Origin of the sequence: Aquidulcibacter paucihalophilus (assembly GCA_030285985.1) — a bacterium.
Lineage (GTDB): Bacteria > Pseudomonadota > Alphaproteobacteria > Caulobacterales > Caulobacteraceae > Brevundimonas.
Map to the genome: position 1 here is coordinate 359389 of CP127384.1, position 15674 is coordinate 375062.

Consider the following 15674-nt stretch of genomic DNA (forward strand, 5'->3'; position numbering starts at 1 on the left):
GGTCCGGATATTTCAGGGTGCGGTGTCGGGCTCCGCCGGAGCCATCGGATCGACCGGCGCATCCGGCGAAGTCAGGTTGCGCATGATCAGCGGGATCTGCGACAGGCCGAAGGCGGAGGAGGCGATCCACAGAACGCCGCGGAAGCTGACCCAGACGTCAGCCGGATCGACGTCCTGGCGTCCCATCTGCGCGGCGGCCCAGCCGACCAGCGCTTCGCTGCGGACCAGTTCATTGACGATGGCGACGGCGAGAAAATAGATCCCGTAGCGCAGGGTCAGGGTTCGCCAGGCTCGGTCGTTGATGGGGATGACCGTGCCCAGCAGGGCCTTCAGCGGCTGTTTGTGAAGCAGGACACCGCCGATCAGGGCGACCGCCAGCGACAGGTTCAGCGCCGTGACCTTGACCTTCACCCACAGGCCGTCGCCGGTCAGAACGGTCAGCAGGCCGAAGACCAGGGCGAAACCGCCGACCAGCAGCGGCATCAGGGCCAGCCGCTTCTCGACGATCAGCCCGACCGCGACGCCCACGGCGGAGCCGGCGACGAGGAACCAGGTCGCGTGCACGAGGGCGTCGTCGCCGCTCATGCCGCGCAGGCGCATCACCAGGAAGGCGAGGCCGAAGGCCAGCAGGCCGCCGAAATCCACGGCCTGTCGCAGGCCGGACTCCTTCCTGGCGGTCGGTTCCGGGGCGGGGGCGTCAGTCATGCGTCAGTCCTCAAGCCCCACCAGCAGCCTTGAAAAGGCTCGCGCGTCAAACGGTTGCAGGTCCTCGACGCCTTCGCCCACGCCGATCAGCTTGATCGGGGCGTCCGAGGCCTGGGCCACGGGAACCAGAACGCCGCCCCGTGCCGTGCCGTCCAGCTTGGTCATGACCAGTCCGGAAACATAGGCCGTGCGGCCGAATATCTGTTCCTGGGCGAGGGCGTTGCGGCCGACGGTGGCGTCGAGCACCAGCAGGGTCTCGTGCGGGGCCTCCGGATCGATCTTCTTCAGCACGCGCACGATCTTCAGCAGTTCGTCCATCAGGGCGGACTTGTTCTGCAGCCGCCCGGCGGTGTCGATCAGGACGACGTCGTAGCCTTCGGCCTTCGCCCTGGTATAGGCGTCGAAGGCCAGACCCGCGGGGTCGGCGCCGTCGCGGCGGCTCTCGAAAGAGGCCCCGGCGCGCTCGGCCCAGACCTTCAGCTGTTCGCGGGCCGCGGCGCGGAAGGTGTCGCAGGCGACGATCATCACCTTGGCCCCCTGGCCGGTCAGGTCGGCGGCGATCTTGCCCAGGGTCGTGGTCTTGCCCGAACCATTGACCCCGACGAACAGGGTGACGAACGGTCGCGGACCGTTCAGCGGTTCGTAGCGGGCCTCGTGGTTGACCAGTTCGGCGGTCACGGCCTCGGCCAGCGCCTCCTTGACCTCGCGCTCATTGGCGCCCGCGCCGAAGCGCAGCTCGCGGAAGCGGGCCACGATCCGGTCCGTGGCCGCAGGCCCCAGATCGCTCTCCAGCAGATGCTCTTCCAGCCCCTCAAGCGCGGCTTCGGACAGCGGTTCCTTGATGAAGGTCGCGACGACCTGTTCGGTCATCTGCTTCGAGGAGCGGGAGAGGCCCTCGGTCAGGCGTGAGAGCCAGCCCTTTTTCGGCGCGTCGTTCATGCAGCGGGCTTAGCGGACCCTGCGAACGCAGTCACCCGCATTCCTTTTCCGCTCATCCCGGCGAAAGCCGGGACCCGGTGCTTTGGATGAACGGTTTGGACCTGTATGAGCATAACTCGCGCTCCAGCGGCGTCACGCTGGACAGGACTGGGTCCCGGCTTTCGCCGGGATGAGCGGATATGAAGATGCCCAAGATCCACCCGTTCCATTCGCCCCGCACCCACGGCTTCGTCCGCGTGGCCGCCGCGACGCCGGTGGTGCACACCGCCGACCCCGCCGCCAATGCCGAAGAACATGTCGCCCTGATCCGGCAGGCGGGCGAACGGGGCGTGGACCTGATCGTGTTCCCGGAGCTGTCGCTGAGCGGCTACGCCATCGACGACCTGCTGATGCAGGACGCCCTGCTGGCCGAGGTGGAGCGGCAGATCGCGGTTCTGGCCGGGGTGGCGGACAAGGCGGGCGTGATCGCCGTGGTCGGGGCCCCGCTTCGCAACGGCGACGCCTTGTACAACTGCGCCGTGGTGCTCGGCTCGGGGGCCGTGCTCGGCGTCGTACCCAAGACCTATCTACCCAACTACCGGGAATATTATGAGAAGCGGTGGTTCGCCCCCGCCGCCAGCCGGTCGGAGGACACGATCGTTCTCGACGGCGAGTCGGTTGATTTCGCCCCCGGCCTGATCTTCGAGGCGGTCGATCGGCCGGGCTTCGTCTTTGCCGCCGAGATCTGCGAGGATTTCTGGGCCCCGCAGCCGCCCTCGACGCGCGCGGCGCTGGCCGGGGCTCGCATCCTGCTGAACCTGTCGGCCTCCAACATCGTCATCGGCAAGGCGGACGAGCGGGCCGTGTTGTGCGCCAGCCAGTCGATGCGGACCCTGTCGGCCTATGTCTTCACGGCCTCCGGCTGGGGCGAGAGCACAACAGACCTGGCGTGGGACGGGCAGGCGACGATCCATGAGCTCGGCGCGAAACTGGCTGAAGGCGAACGTTTCACCCTGGAAAGCCAACTGACCGTCGCCGACATCGACGTCGAGCGAATCGGCCTGGACCGTCTGCGCAACGGCACCTTCGCCGACTGTGCGCGGCTGGAGGGCGAGCCGGCGACGGTCGTGCCGTTCGAGGCCGGACCGGGGCCGGACAGCGACCTCCTCCGCCCCCTCGACCGCTTCCCCTTCGTCCCCGACGATCCGGCCCGACTGGACCAGGACTGCTACGAGGCCTTCAACATCCAGGTGCAGGGGCTGATGCGCCGGATGAAGGCGACGAGCGCCGAACGGCTCGTCATCGGCGTCTCGGGCGGGCTGGATTCGACCCAGGCCCTGCTGGTCGCCTGCCGGGCCTTTGATCGGCTCGGCCTGCCGAGGACCGGCATCCTCGCCTGGACCATGCCCGGCTTCGCCACCTCGGACGGCACGAAGTCGAACGCCTGGGCCCTGATGAAGGCGCTGGGCGTCACCGGGGCCGAGATCGACATCCGGCCGACCGCGCGGACCATGCTGGAGGCCATCGGCCACCCGTTCGCCAGCGGCGAGCCGGTGCACGACATCACCTTCGAGAATGTGCAGGCCGGTCTGAGGACGGACTATCTGTTCCGGCTCGCCAACCAGAACGGGGCCTTTGTGCTGGGCACCGGCGACCTGTCGGAGCTGGCCCTGGGCTGGTGCACCTATGGCGTCGGCGACCATATGAGCCACTACAACGTCAATGGCGGGGTGGCGAAGACCCTGATCCGGCATCTGATCCGCTGGGTGGCGATGAAGGAGCACACGGGCGGGGCGGCGGACATTCTGCAGGCCATTCTGGACACGGAGATTTCACCCGAACTGGTCCCCGCCGGCACCGACGGCAAGCTGCAGTCCACCGAGGCGACCGTCGGCCCCTATGCGCTGAATGACTTCTTCCTCTTCTACATCAGCCGCTTCGGCCTGAAGCCGTCGAAGGTGGCGTATCTGGCGCATCAGGCCTGGACGGATGCGGCGACGGGCCACTGGCCGACGGCCACCCCGGACGACGAGCGGGTGGCCTATGACCTGCCCACGATCAAACACTGGCTGCGGAAATTCCTGTTCCGCTTCTTCCAGACCAGCCAGTTCAAGCGCTCGGCCCTGCCCAACGGGCCCAAGGTCGTGACCGGCGGCTCGCTGAGCCCGCGTGGGGATTGGCGCGCGCCCTCTGACGCGACCGCCCGGGTGTGGCTGGGTGAGCTGGAAGCCAACGTTCCGGACTGAGGGCTTAGGTCTTGGAGACGACCCCTAAGCCCTACGCCCTAAGCCCTCCCTATCAGGGCAGTTCGCTCAGGAACGGAAAGATAGCCGCCTTGGCCTCGGGTTCGTCCAGCATGGGTGCATGGCCGACGCCGGGAACCTCGACGACGTCCATCTTCGGCGCGCGCTTCTGCATCTTGGCCATGATCTCGGGGCTGAGCAGATCCGAGGTCTCGCCGCGCACCAGCAGCACCGGCCGACCCTTGGTGAGCCGGGTGAAGAAGGGCCACAGATTGGGGACCAGGGCCTTGGCCCCGGCCGCCCGGATCGGGGCCATGATGTCGGGGTCATAATCCGGAATCGGCGTGCCCTCGGTGCCCATGCGGAAGGTGCGACGGGCGAAGGCGTCCCAGTCGGCGTCCGACAGGTGCGGCAGGGCGACTTCGTTGAGCTTGCGGGCATAGGCCGCCGCATCGGCCCAGTTGCTGATCTCGACCGGTTGTCCGGCATAGGCGGCGATCCGGCCCAGGCCGACGGGCGACACCTCGGGACCGACGTCATTTATGATGGCGGCGGCGATGACCTTCGACCGGATGGCAGCGAGCGCCATGGTGATCAGCCCGCCCATGGAGGTGCCGAGGAAGACCGCCCGCTCGATGCCGAGGTCGCGCATCAGGGCCAGCACGTCCTGGGCATAGGTCGCGGGCTGGTAGGTCATCGGATCCGGCGCCCGGTCCGACTGGCCGCGGCCCCGGATGTCCACGGCCAGGACCCGTCGGCCGCTCTGGGCGATCAGCGGGGCGATGGCATCGAAGTCAGCGGAGTTTCGGGTCAGGCCGTGGATGGCGATGACCGGCAGTTTCGCGGTCCCGGACGTCGCGGCATAGTCGCGGGCGTACAGGCTCAGGCCATCGGAACTGGACCAGCGGCGCTCGGCGAAGGTCTGGGTCATGACGGGCTCCAAGGGCTGACGGCCAAGCTTATTTCATGGGCGGAAGAATTCCCACCCGACGTGACCTGACAGCGGGTGTCAGCTCTTCAGTGACCGAGCAGTTCCCGGACGAAATCGAACAGGTCGCCGCCCTCGAAGCGGAAACCCGGCACGCCGGCGCGGCGGGCGGCCTCCATGTCCGACGGCTGGTCGCCGATCATGAAGCTTTTCGCCGGGTCGATGCCGTGGTCGGCGATGGCCCGAAGGATCATGCCGGGGTTGGGCTTCCGATCCGGATGGTCGGGATGGATATAGGCCTCGACCCGGCCCTCGCTGTGGAAGGGGCAGGCGTAGACGGCACCGATCACCGCCCCCTTGGCGGCCAGCTTCCGGACGATCAGGGCGTTGAAGGCCTTCATCTGGTCTTCGGAGAACAGGCCGCGCGCGACGCCCGACTGGTTGGTCACAATCACGCACAGATAGCCGAGCTGGTTCAGCCGCCGCACGGCCTCGGCCGCGCCTGCCACGAGGCGCAGATGTTCTTCCAGATGGGGATAGCCGGTGTCCTCGATCAGCACGCCGTCGCGATCGAGGAAGACGGCGGGAACGCCAGAATTCATGATTTCCGGGCATACGGCGCCGTACACGGTCGTTGCAACCCGTCACGCGAAGTGACGGCGCGTGATTTGGCTTTAAGGCGACCGATTTGGTAGGAGGCCGCAACCGCAGCGGCGTCGACCGCCGCCGTCACGCCGCGCGCCCGGAGATATTCCCGACATGAGCATCGCCTTCATCGACCTTCAGGCCCAGCGCCTTCGTCTCAACGGCCGGATCGAGGCCGCCGTGCAGGAAGCCGTCGTGGGCGGTGCCTGGGTCATGGGACCGCAGGTGCGCCAGTTCGAGGCTGATCTGGCCGCCTTCGGCCAGGCGAAGCACGCGCTCGGCTGCGCCAACGGCACCGACGCCCTGATCCTGCCCCTGATCGCTTGGGGCATCCGCACCGGCGATGCGGTCTTCTGTCCCAGTTTCACCTTTACGGCGACGGCCGAGGTCGTGCCGTGGCTGGGTGCCACGCCGGTGTTTGTGGATGTGGACTCCCGGACCTTCAACATGGACCCGGTCCAGCTCGAGGCGGCGATCGAGGCGACCCTGAAGGAGGGCCGACTGAAGCCGCGCGTGGTCATCGCCGTCGACCTGTTCGGCCAGCCCGCCGACTATCCGGCCATCCGGGCCATCTGTGACCGCTACGGCCTCAAGCTGATCGCCGATTCGGCCCAGGGCTTCGGCTGTACCCTCAATGGCGACCATCCCATCAAATGGGCCGACATCACCACCACCAGCTTCTTCCCGGCCAAGCCGCTGGGCTGCTACGGCGACGGCGGGGCGGTGCTGACCGATGATGAGGATCTCGCCCAGGAAATGGACTCGCTGCGGGTCCACGGCAAGGTCGTCGCCAAGGACATGAAGCCCGGCGAGACGTTCGCCCACGACCCCAAATACCTGGCCATGCGGATCGGCATGAACAGCCGGCTCGATACCATCCAGGCCGCGGTCCTGATCGAGAAGCTGAAGGTCTTCGGCCAGGAGATCGAGTGGCGCAATCGCGCGGCGGACCGCTATGCCGAAGGTCTGGCACCCCATGTCGCCAGCGTGCCCACCGTGATCGACGGCGGGGTTTCGATCTGGGCCCAGTACACGATCGAGCACGAGAACCGCGACGGCCTGGCCGCGCATCTGAAGGACCAGGGCGTGCCCACGGCGGTCTACTATCCCGTCCCCATGCACCTGCAGCCCGCCTATGCCCGGTTCTCCAGCGGGCCTGGCAGCCTGCCGGTCACCGAGCGGCTGATGGAGCGGGTCATCAGCCTGCCGATGCACGCCGATCTCGATGAGGCGACCCAGGACAGGATCATCGCCGCGGTCGCCAGCTTCCGCTAAGGATCGCGCATGACCCAGCACCTTCCCCCGCTCAAGGTCGGCGTCGCCGGCGTCGGCGTCATGGGGCGCAACCACGCGCGCGTCCTGTCCGACATCCGTGACTTCGACCTGACCGCCGTCTTCGATCCCGACGCCGCCACGGCCGACGGGGTCGCGGCCCTGTATGGGGCGAAGGCCTTCACCACGGCCGCCGACTTCGTCGCCGCCGGTCTGGACGCCGCCGTGGTCGCCACGCCCAACCGGCACCACGCCGAACTCGGCGTCGCCCTGCTGGAAGCCGGGGTGCATGTGCTGGTCGAAAAGCCGATCGCGGCCACCGTCGCCGACGCCCAGCGGATGATCGACGCCGCCAAGGCCAACAGCCGGGTTCTGATGGTCGGTCAGGTCGAGCGGTTCAACCCGGCGGTCGAGGCCGTGAAGCGCGCCATTGACGGCGACGACATCATCTCGATCCAGATCACCCGCGTCGGCCCCTTCCCGCCGCGCATGGGCGAGGTCGGGGTGGTCATCGATCTGGCGGTCCACGACATCGACATCATCCGTCACCTGACGGGTTCCGAGATCACCGAGGTCCAGCCCCAGCTGGCCCGCACCAAGGCCGAGCGCGAGGACACGGCCCTGCTGCAGTTCCGGCTGGCCAATGGGACCATCGCCCACATCACCACCAACTGGGTCACGCCCTACAAGGTCCGCACCCTGCAGGTCGCCACGGCCAACAAATTCGTCGTCGCCGACCTGATCACCCGTCAGGTGACGGAGTATTTCGGCCAGCAGCCCGATGGTTCCTACCAGACCCGCGCCGTCAACAGCTGGCCCGCCGAGCCGCTGAAGAAGGAGCTGGAGGCGTTCGCCCACGCGATCCGCACCGGCGAGCCGCCGGCGGTCACGGGCGAGGACGGGCTGAGGAACCTGGAAGTGGCGCTGAGGTGTCTGGGGGAGGGCTAAAGGCCGTTCAGGCGCCGAAGCTCGTCGTCGCCAGGATAGTCTTTTAGCTGCTGCGATAGCGCGGCGAGGTCATAGGTCACGTCCGTGATGCCGGGGACGGGCGCATACTGCCCCCAGCCCTGACGGTCGTAGTGGGCCTGCATCGCTTCGTCCTGGGTCGAGGCGTAGACGACATAAAGCAGCGTGCCGGGCCCACTGATCCGTTCCATCTGGGCGGTGCCGTCCAGTGTCACCCTGCCAAAGCACAGGCCATCGGCGTATTCGCGTCCCTCATGCCGCAAGGTCGCCATTCAGGCCGCGCCCACCACCTGCATCCCCAGCCATTCCGCGATCAGGGCCGGCTTGTCCGCGCCCTCGATCTCGACCGTGACCTCGTGCTTCAGCAGCCAGCGTCCGCCACCCTTGTCCTCGGCGGACAGGAGTTTGAACCGGCCCCGGACGTTGGAACCTGCCGGCACCGGCGCGAGGAAGCGCAGTTTGTCGAAGCCGTAGTTGACCCCCATCACCACGCCCTCCAGCGGCGGCACGGCGTCATAGGTCATGGCCGACAGCAGGCTCAGCGTCAGGAAGCCGTGGGCGATGGTGCCGCCGAACGGGGTCTGCGCCGCCGCCACCGGATCGATGTGGATGAACTGACGGTCCTCGGTGATCTCGGCGAAGGCGTCGATCCGGGCCTGGTCGACGGTGATCCAGCGGCTGACGCCGATCTCCTGACCGATCAGGCCGGCCAGATCGGCGACGGGGGTGGGGGCGCCTGTGCGTTCGGTGCGGCTCATGCGGTCGGCTCCTTCAGGGGATGGGCGTGAAACGGTCTTCGATGATGGCGGCGAACAGGGCCGGGTCGACATTGCCGCCCGACAGGATGACGGCGGTGGTGCGATCGCGTGTCTCGATCCTGCCCGCCAGAATCGCGGCCAGCGACACTGCGCCGCCCGGCTCGACCACCTGTTTCAGCACCTTGAAGGCGTAGCGCACGGCCTCCGCCACCTCGGCGTCCGACACGGTCTCGACCCGGTCGACGCGGCGGTTGATGGGGAAGGTCAGCTCGCCCGGCCGGTCGGTCATCAGGGCGTCGCAGATGGTGCCCGGCGCCGGCGCATAGGTCAGCCGGTCGTTCGCGGCGATCGACCGCTGCATGTCGTTGTAGTGGTGCGGCTCGACGGCGATCACCGGACTGTCCGGCGACAGGGCCTCCATGGCCAGATTGATCCCCGCGATCAGACCGCCGCCCGAGGCACCGCAGACCAGCTGGTCGATCAGGCCGTCGGCCTGTTCCATGATCTCCAGCCCGATGGTGCCCTGGCCCTCGATGACGAAGGGGTCGTCGAACGGGCGGACGAGGATGGAGCCCTTCGACGCCGCGATCTCCTCGCCGATGGCCTCGCGGCTCTCGGTATAGCGGTCGTACATCCGCACCTCGCCGCCGAAGTCGATGACGCCCTCGACCTTCACCTTCGGACTGTCGGCGGGCATGACGATGATCGCCTCGATGCCGAGCATCTTCGCGGCGCAGGCCACGGCCTGGGCGTGGTTGCCCGAGGAATAGGCGACGACGCCGCGCGCCTTTTCCTCATCCGTCAGCCGGCTGATCCGGTTCCAGGCCCCGCGGAATTTGAAGGCCCCGGCGCGTTGCAGGTTCTCGGCCTTCAGCAGGATCCGGCCGCCGGTCAGCGCATTCAGCGCCGGGCTCTCGATCAGGGGCGTGCGCACGGCCTGGCCGGCGATCTGGCGGGCGGCGTCGCGGACGCCGGCAAAGGAGGCGGTATGCATGGGAGACTCATACCGCGTGATTTCCTCCCGGCGAAGCCGGCTTTGAAGGCCGGCTGGTTCATCACAACGAACACAACGAAGAATCCACAAAGGACACGACGGGGCCTGCGCCGAAATCCCATACCGTTGTGTCCGTCGTGCCTCGTTGTGTTCGTTGTGATGAACCTCGACTGCGCGTCTCCGGCTCACGAGTTACGGCTTCGCCGCGACGGCAGCGATGACCGGTTGAGTCTGCGGAAGGGCGCTCTAACCTGACCGGATGAAGAGCCTGATCCTCGCCATCGACCAGGGCACGACCTCGACCCGGGCCATCGCCTTTGAGGCGGCACCCGAGGGCGGTCTGCGGCCAGTCGCCGTCAGCCAGATCGAGCTGGAGCAGCATTTTCCGCAGCCCGGCTGGGTCGAGCATGACGCGGCCGAGATCTGGTCCGCGACCCTGCAGACCTGCCGCGAGGTGATCCGCAAGGCGGGCGGCGTCGGCCGGTTCGCCGCCATCGGCATCACCAACCAGCGCGAGACTTCGGTCCTGTGGGACGTCGCCACGGGCCAGCCCCTGCATCGCGCCATCGTCTGGCAGGACCGGCGCACGGCGGATGTCACCGGCAAGCTGGCCGCCGCCGGTCATGAGCCCATGGTCCAGGCGGCGACCGGCCTGATCCTCGACCCCTATTTCTCTGCCTCCAAATTCGCCTGGCTGCTGGACGCCGTTCCAGGCGCACGCGCGCGGGCGGAGACGGGGGAGGTCAAGGTCGGCACCATCGAATGCTGGCTGATCTGGAAGCTGACCGGCGGGGCCAGCCATGTCACTGATGCCACCAACGCCAGCCGCACCTCGCTGATGGACCTGTCGACGCGTCGGTGGCGTTCCGATCTCGCGGACCTGTTCAACGTCCCGATGGCGGTCCTGCCTGAGATCCGCGGCTGCGCCGACCCGTTCGGCGACTGCGATCCGACCCTGTTCGGCGCGGCCCTGCCGATTCATGGCGCGGCCGGCGACCAGCAGGCGGCCCTGGTCGGCCACGGCGCGCTCAAGGCCGGGGACGCCAAGATCACCTATGGCACGGGGGCCTTCCTGGTCGCCAATGTCGGGGCGGAACCGGTCGGCTCGACCAGCCGCCTGCTGGGCACGATGGGCTATGCGGTCGGAGACGACGTTGCCTGGGCGCTGGAGGGCTCCATCTTCTCGGCCGGCTCGGCCATCCAGTGGCTCCGCGACGGGCTGAAGGTCATCACTGAGTCGCGCCAGTCCGAAGCCATGGCCATGAGCCTGAAGGACAACGGCGGCGTCTATCTGGTGCCCGGCTTCACCGGCCTCGGCGCGCCCTGGTGGGAGCCGGAGGCGCGCGGGACCATCATTGGCCTGACCCGCGACAGCGGCCCGGCCCAGATGGTGCGGGCGGCGCTCGAATCGCTGGCCTACCAGACCCGCGACCTGCTCGACGCCCTGGCGAAGGACGGGGCACCGAAGCTCAAGGTGCTCAAGGTCGACGGTGGCGTCACCGCCAACGCCTTCGCCATGCAGTTCGTGGCGGACATCTGCGACGTCGTGGTCGAACGCCCGGCGTTTCAGGAGATGACGGCGCTGGGTGCGGCGAAGCTGGCGGCGCTGGGCGTCGGCCTGATCGGCGATCTGGAGGACCATCCGGTCGAGGCACCGGCCCGCTGGGCGCCCCGAATGGCACCGGAAGAGCGTGAACGGTTGCTCAGGGGCTGGCGCAGCGCGGTCCGCGCGGCCATCATCGCCGCTCACCCGGAAGACGCATGACCCAGACCGCCCCCGAAGACGCACAATCAACCTTTTCCGGCACCCGGGAGGTGGACCCCCGCTATGCGCTCGACGAGGCGGCGCTGGATCGCTGGTTGACGGCCCATGTCGAGGGCTACGCCGGCCCGCTGACCGTGCGCCAGTTCAAGGGCGGCCAGTCGAATCCGACCTATGAACTCGTCACGCCCGGACACGCCTATGTCCTGCGCCGCAAGCCGCCCGGGACGCTCCTGCCCAGCGCCCATGCGGTCGATCGCGAGTTCACCGTCATCTCGGCCCTGCATGCCCAGGGCTATCCGGTCGCCCGGCCGTATGCGTTGTGCACCGACGACGGCGTCATCGGGTCAATGTTCTACGTCATGGACAAGGTCGAGGGCCGGGTGCTCTGGGATCTGAAACTGCCGGGCCTGGAGCCGGCCCAGCGCCGCGCCATCTACGACAGCCAGGTCGACACCCTGGCGGCACTCCACGCCTTCGACCCGGCAGCCATCGGACTGTCCGACTACGGACGGCCCGGCAACTATTTCGAGCGTCAGGTCGGTCGCTGGACCAAACAGTACCGCGCCTCCGAGATCGATCCGATCCCGGCCATGGACCGGCTGATCGAATTCCTGCCCGCGACCCTGCCGCCGGACGGACCGACGCGGATCGTCCACGGCGACTTCCGTCTCGACAATCTGATCCTCGCCCCGGACGGGCCGCAGGTCCGCGCCGTGCTGGACTGGGAGCTGTCGACGCTGGGCGATCCGATGGCGGATTTTTCCTATCTGCTGATTGCCTGGGTGATCCCTGCGACGGCGCGAAACGGCCTCGCCGGTGCCGATCTCGAGGCGCTGGGCATTCCGTCGGTCGCCGATACGGTCGAACGCTATGCCCGCCTGACCGGGACGACGCCGGCCAATCTGGACTGGCTGTTCGCCTACAACCTGTTCCGGCTGGCCGCCATCTGCCAGGGCATCGCCGGGCGCGTGCGGGACGGGACGGCGGCCTCGGCCCACGCCCGGACCATGGCGGCGCAGGTGCCGATGCTGGCCGCAGGGGCGCTGAACTTTGCGGAGAAGGCAGGGGCCTGACGAGGGCTTGGGCCTTGGGTCCTAGGTCTTGGGAAGATGGGGACTCCGCGGCCTGTTGGGCATCATGGTTTCCAAGCCCCAGGCCCCAAACCTCAATCCCTGATCTCCTAACCCGGTTCGCCCACCAGGGTGAACGCCGCCCAGTAGGCTGGATGGGCCCAGCGGCGTTCGGCGCGGACGGCCCGGATGCCTGCCTGCAGGGCCCGGGCGCGGACGCCGGGATCACGCGCGCCCTCTCCGTCCAGATCGGCGAAGGCGGAGGTGATCAGGGTCGTCGTGGCGGCGTCCGAAACCTCCCAGTGCGACACCATCACCGACCGCGCCCCGGCGTAGAAGAAGGCCCGCGCCAGCCCCGAAAGGCCCTCGCCGCCGGGCCGCCCGTCTGACGCTGCGGTGTTGCAGGCCGAGAGCACCACGAACTCGGCGTTGAGTTTCAACTGGGCGGCTTCCGAGGCGCTCAGATAGCCGTCGTCGGCCTCGGTGGCCTGATCGGGCGGGGTCATCACCAGTCCGGGCTCGGCGGCGGCGGATCCGGCCATCAGGCCGTGGGTCGAGAAGACCACGAACCGCGCCCGCGACAGGGCGTCGGCGTCGTCGGCGCGCACGGCGTGCTCCGTCGCCTCGGGCCCGATCCTCACGACGGCGTCAGGGTAGCGGGTCTTCAGCGTCTCCAGCTCCAGTTTCGAGCCGGGCAGGGCGGGCAGGGCGCGCAGTTTGCCGACATCGGCCAGCCGGCCCTCGCCCATGACGTCGTCGGCGGCGGGCGAGCCGCGGGTGGCGTTCGTCGGCTCGCCGGTCAGCAGGGGCGCGCCGAAGGCGGCGAGCTGCAGGCGGGCGCCGCCGGCCTCGGCCCGCCGCACCACGGCTCCGCGACGCGGCGCGCAGCCGGCGCTGCGCTGGGCCGGGTCGGCGACCAGATGGCAACGAAGGGCTTCAAGGCTGGACACCGAGGGCAGGGTGGCGAGGGCGTAGCGGTCGATCAGCCAGGGCGTGGCGGCCAGGGCCTCGGGCGCGGCGTCGGAACCGGACGGTGCGGCGGTCGTCAATACCGACAGGGGCAGGGCGGTCAGCGCACCCGTGACGACCGAGATCAGGGTCTTCTTGCCGGCGAAGGCGGCCTCAACGGGCTGGATAAGCTCCGTGTACAGATGATGTGCCGTGGCGCGGTCGAATGGTGTCGCCTGCGGGCCGGCGAACAGCAGCGGGTCGACGTCCTGCCCGCCGCGCACGGTGCCGGCGCTGGTCAGGGAGGTGCGCAGCCGGTTCACGGCCGCGGTCATGGCCGCGTCACCGAGATTGTCCGCCCGGGCCCATTCGACCCGCTCGCGCGAAACGCCCCAGACATAGGTCGCCTCTGGATTGACCAGCACGAGCAGCAGGCCCTCGTCCGGACCGAGCAGGGCCTGGGTCTCCGCGATCGACAGGGCGCGCGGGCTGGTCAGTTCGGAATAGGCGGGGAACCGGGCGTCGATGTCGGCGTCGACGGTCTGCAGTCGTTCGACGGTCGCCTCCCAGACCGCGCGGGTGCGGGTCCGGTTGGCCAGCGCCTCGGCGTCCTCCGATGCGTAGAGCCGCTCCAGTTCACGCTCCAGACGGTCGCGGCGTTCGATCAGCTCCTCGCGCTCCTCCGCCAGCCGCCCCAGCGCATCGTCGCCCTGGGCGAAACGGGCCGAGACCCGCGCCAACGCGTCGGCGGCGTCGGAAGCGATGGCCCATTGCGCCGCCTCATAAGCCTCTGCGCGCAGGGCGGCGGGGGAGTCCTGGCGCGCGGGTGCGGGGCCGGCAGCGAGCAGGGCGGCGATTGCGGCGACCGCGGCCACAGACCTTGCGAATCCGGCTGCGATCATCCGTTCATGCCTCAGTTGCTCAGGACCTGGACCCGGGTCCAGACCGCGCCACGGTTGACGATGTCGACCTGCATCTGCCCGCCCGCCCGCGGCGAGACGGTGCAGACCGGATAGTGGTCGCCGAAGCCGTCGCGGCACACCACGGCGCCCCGCGCATCGCGCACGGTCAGGTCGATGTTGGTGTCGCCGTCGCCGATGGCCGCGACCCGCAGGATCTCGCCCCCGCGCGCCTCGACCGCGAAGGCCCAGCTTTCGCGGGCCTGAAGCGATTTCACCGTCAACACCGGTCCGTTCCCGAAGGTCGAGGAACGCACCCCGCGGGTCAGGGGGTCGCGCAGCCGGTCTATGGCGTCGACCACGCCGGGATTGTCGCCCGCCATGGCCGCCGCTTCGTCCAGAAGGCTGGTCGCGGTCAGGAAGGGAATCTCGCCGTCGGTCTGGCGCAGCGGCACCTCGGCCAGCAGCCGCGCCGCCATGATCAGGGCCCCGGCGTCATTGCGGGCACGGCCCCAGGCGGCCAGTTCGGCGGCGGTCAGGACCTGGGTCACGCCGCGCGCGGCCGGGGTCATCGAGCCTTCGTCCTGCGCCGCTGTCGCCACGGCGGCGCAGCCGAACAGCAGGCTGATCGCCAGGCCCGCACCGATCCATGTCCGTCCGCCGATACGCATCACCGTTCCCGCCCGCTGTCCGGCCCACGGACTGCAGGCCAATCATGCACTGTCCGGGGCTTTGGGAGAACAGGGATACTGACGGAAGCTGACAGCGCCGGTCCGGAGGTTCAGCGCGGGGCCAGAACGGCCGCGTTCAGGATGCGGCGGTCGTCCTTCGCCTGGACGAGAATGGCGACGGCCTGACCGGGCTCGCTGGTGCCGGGCAGAGCGTAGAGGGCGGGCCGTCCGGTCCACTCCCCGAGCGTCCGGACCGAGCGCACGACATTCATGTGCCGCACCGTGCGCCCGCGATTGTCGCCGCGGGCGATGACGACCTCCTGCGGACCGGGTGTGAAGGTCACCGCCACGACCTCGGCACCGCCGGAGGGGACGCGGCCGGAGCCGACCCCGACACGCTCGCCGCCGGTGCGGAATTCGATCTCCGGCGGAAACACCCGGCGCGCGGCCTCCTCGTCGATGGCGCTCTGCAGGGCGGGTGCCTGGGCCCCCACGACCTGACGACGGCCATCGATCACCACCTGGGGCGTGGACACATTGCGCAGTCTCAGCGGCTTGCGGTAGGCGCGCTGGCGCTGGGCGAATTCCGGACGGGCGAAGGTGTCCTGCCAGCCCAGATAGTCCCAGTAGTCGACGGCGTAGGTCAGGGCGATGACGCCGGGCTCGGCCGCGACCGACTCGAACCGCGCATTGGCCTCGGGACAGCCGGCGCAGCCCTGGGCGGTAAACAGTTCGATGACCACGGGCTCGGGCGGGGGCGCGGTTTCTCGGGCGGCGCGGGCCGACGACGGCTGGGCCACAGACCCCGCCGCGACAAGGGCGGCCGCCAGGGCCGCCGCAGGGATGATCCAGCCCCTCGCGCGCATGGTGGAGAGGTTAATCACGGTGGGCG

Annotated in this window: 15 protein-coding genes; 5 read left to right on the forward strand and 10 right to left on the reverse strand. The window is 69.0% G+C overall.

Annotation, left to right across the window (positions count from 1 at the left end; all coding sequences use genetic code 11):
- Positions 1 to 12 precede the first annotated feature (12 nt).
- Positions 13 to 705, reverse strand: coding sequence for a septation protein IspZ (locus tag KB221_01845; GenBank protein WIY69777.1), 693 nt, complete (start codon positions 703 to 705; stop codon positions 13 to 15).
- Positions 706 to 708: 3 nt separating this feature from the next.
- Positions 709 to 1644, reverse strand: coding sequence for a signal recognition particle-docking protein FtsY (ftsY, locus tag KB221_01850; protein ID WIY69778.1), 936 nt, complete (start codon positions 1642 to 1644; stop codon positions 709 to 711).
- A 185-nt stretch (positions 1645 to 1829) separates the two neighbouring features.
- Here ftsY and KB221_01855 point away from each other — a divergent pair, with 185 nt between their 5' ends.
- Positions 1830 to 3869, forward strand: coding sequence for an NAD(+) synthase (locus KB221_01855; GenBank protein WIY69779.1), 2040 nt, complete (start codon positions 1830 to 1832; stop codon positions 3867 to 3869).
- Positions 3870 to 3921: 52 nt separating this feature from the next.
- Here KB221_01855 and KB221_01860 read toward each other — a convergent pair whose 3' ends face one another.
- A complete protein-coding gene (locus KB221_01860; GenBank protein WIY69780.1) occupies positions 3922 to 4797 on the reverse strand; it encodes an alpha/beta hydrolase in 876 nt (291 codons plus the stop codon).
- A gap of 86 nt (positions 4798 to 4883) precedes the next feature.
- Positions 4884 to 5396 (reverse strand): HAD family hydrolase, encoded by a 513-nt coding sequence (locus KB221_01865; GenBank protein ID WIY69781.1) that lies wholly within the window; start codon positions 5394 to 5396, stop codon positions 4884 to 4886.
- Positions 5397 to 5553: 157 nt separating this feature from the next.
- Here KB221_01865 and KB221_01870 point away from each other — a divergent pair, with 157 nt between their 5' ends.
- Both KB221_01870 and KB221_01875 read left to right on the forward strand, forming a co-directional pair.
- Positions 5554 to 6714, forward strand: a complete 1161-nt coding sequence (locus tag KB221_01870) for a DegT/DnrJ/EryC1/StrS aminotransferase family protein (GenBank protein WIY69782.1) — start codon at positions 5554 to 5556, stop codon at positions 6712 to 6714.
- 9 nt (positions 6715 to 6723) lie between these two features.
- Entirely contained in the window at positions 6724 to 7659 is a 936-nt protein-coding gene (locus KB221_01875; protein WIY69783.1) for a Gfo/Idh/MocA family oxidoreductase, read from the forward strand.
- On the opposite strand, the gene KB221_01880 is transcribed toward KB221_01875, so the two are convergent.
- Genes KB221_01880 through KB221_01890 form a run of 3 tightly spaced genes read right to left on the reverse strand, consistent with a single transcriptional unit; the run spans position 7656 to position 9429 of the window.
- Positions 7656 to 7940 carry a hypothetical protein gene (locus KB221_01880; protein WIY69784.1) on the reverse strand — a complete coding sequence of 95 codons (285 nt, stop codon included), beginning with the start codon at positions 7938 to 7940 and terminating at the stop codon, positions 7656 to 7658. The genes KB221_01875 and KB221_01880 overlap by 4 nt on opposite strands.
- A 9-nt stretch (positions 7941 to 7949) precedes the next feature.
- Positions 7950 to 8435, reverse strand: coding sequence for a MaoC family dehydratase (locus KB221_01885; protein ID WIY69785.1), 486 nt, complete (start codon positions 8433 to 8435; stop codon positions 7950 to 7952).
- A 13-nt stretch (positions 8436 to 8448) separates the two neighbouring features.
- A complete protein-coding gene (locus tag KB221_01890; GenBank protein WIY69786.1) occupies positions 8449 to 9429 on the reverse strand; it encodes a threonine/serine dehydratase in 981 nt (326 codons plus the stop codon).
- 259 nt (positions 9430 to 9688) lie between these two features.
- Here KB221_01890 and glpK point away from each other — a divergent pair, with 259 nt between their 5' ends.
- Together glpK and KB221_01900 are read left to right on the forward strand one after the other, a co-directional pair.
- Positions 9689 to 11194 carry a glycerol kinase GlpK gene (gene glpK, locus KB221_01895; GenBank protein ID WIY69787.1) on the forward strand — a complete coding sequence of 502 codons (1506 nt, stop codon included), beginning with the start codon at positions 9689 to 9691 and terminating at the stop codon, positions 11192 to 11194.
- Complete coding sequence (locus tag KB221_01900; GenBank protein ID WIY69788.1) at positions 11191 to 12267, forward strand: phosphotransferase family protein; 1077 nt, start codon at positions 11191 to 11193, stop codon at positions 12265 to 12267. The genes glpK and KB221_01900 overlap by 4 nt, the downstream gene beginning before the upstream one ends.
- Before the next feature lie 107 nt (positions 12268 to 12374).
- Here the strand turns inward: KB221_01900 and KB221_01905 are convergent, their stop codons facing one another.
- From KB221_01905 to KB221_01915, 3 genes are all read right to left on the reverse strand, one after another.
- The gene (locus KB221_01905; GenBank protein ID WIY69789.1) at positions 12375 to 14114 is read right to left on the reverse strand and encodes a CHAT domain-containing protein; all 1740 of its coding nucleotides are present in this window, start codon (positions 14112 to 14114) and stop codon (positions 12375 to 12377) included.
- A gap of 11 nt (positions 14115 to 14125) precedes the next feature.
- Entirely contained in the window at positions 14126 to 14782 is a 657-nt protein-coding gene (locus tag KB221_01910; protein WIY69790.1) for a hypothetical protein, read from the reverse strand.
- A 110-nt stretch (positions 14783 to 14892) separates the two neighbouring features.
- On the reverse strand, positions 14893 to 15648 hold the full coding sequence (locus KB221_01915) for a DUF1223 domain-containing protein (GenBank protein WIY69791.1): 756 nt from the start codon (positions 15646 to 15648) through the stop codon (positions 14893 to 14895).
- Between the last annotated feature and the right edge of the window lie 26 nt (positions 15649 to 15674).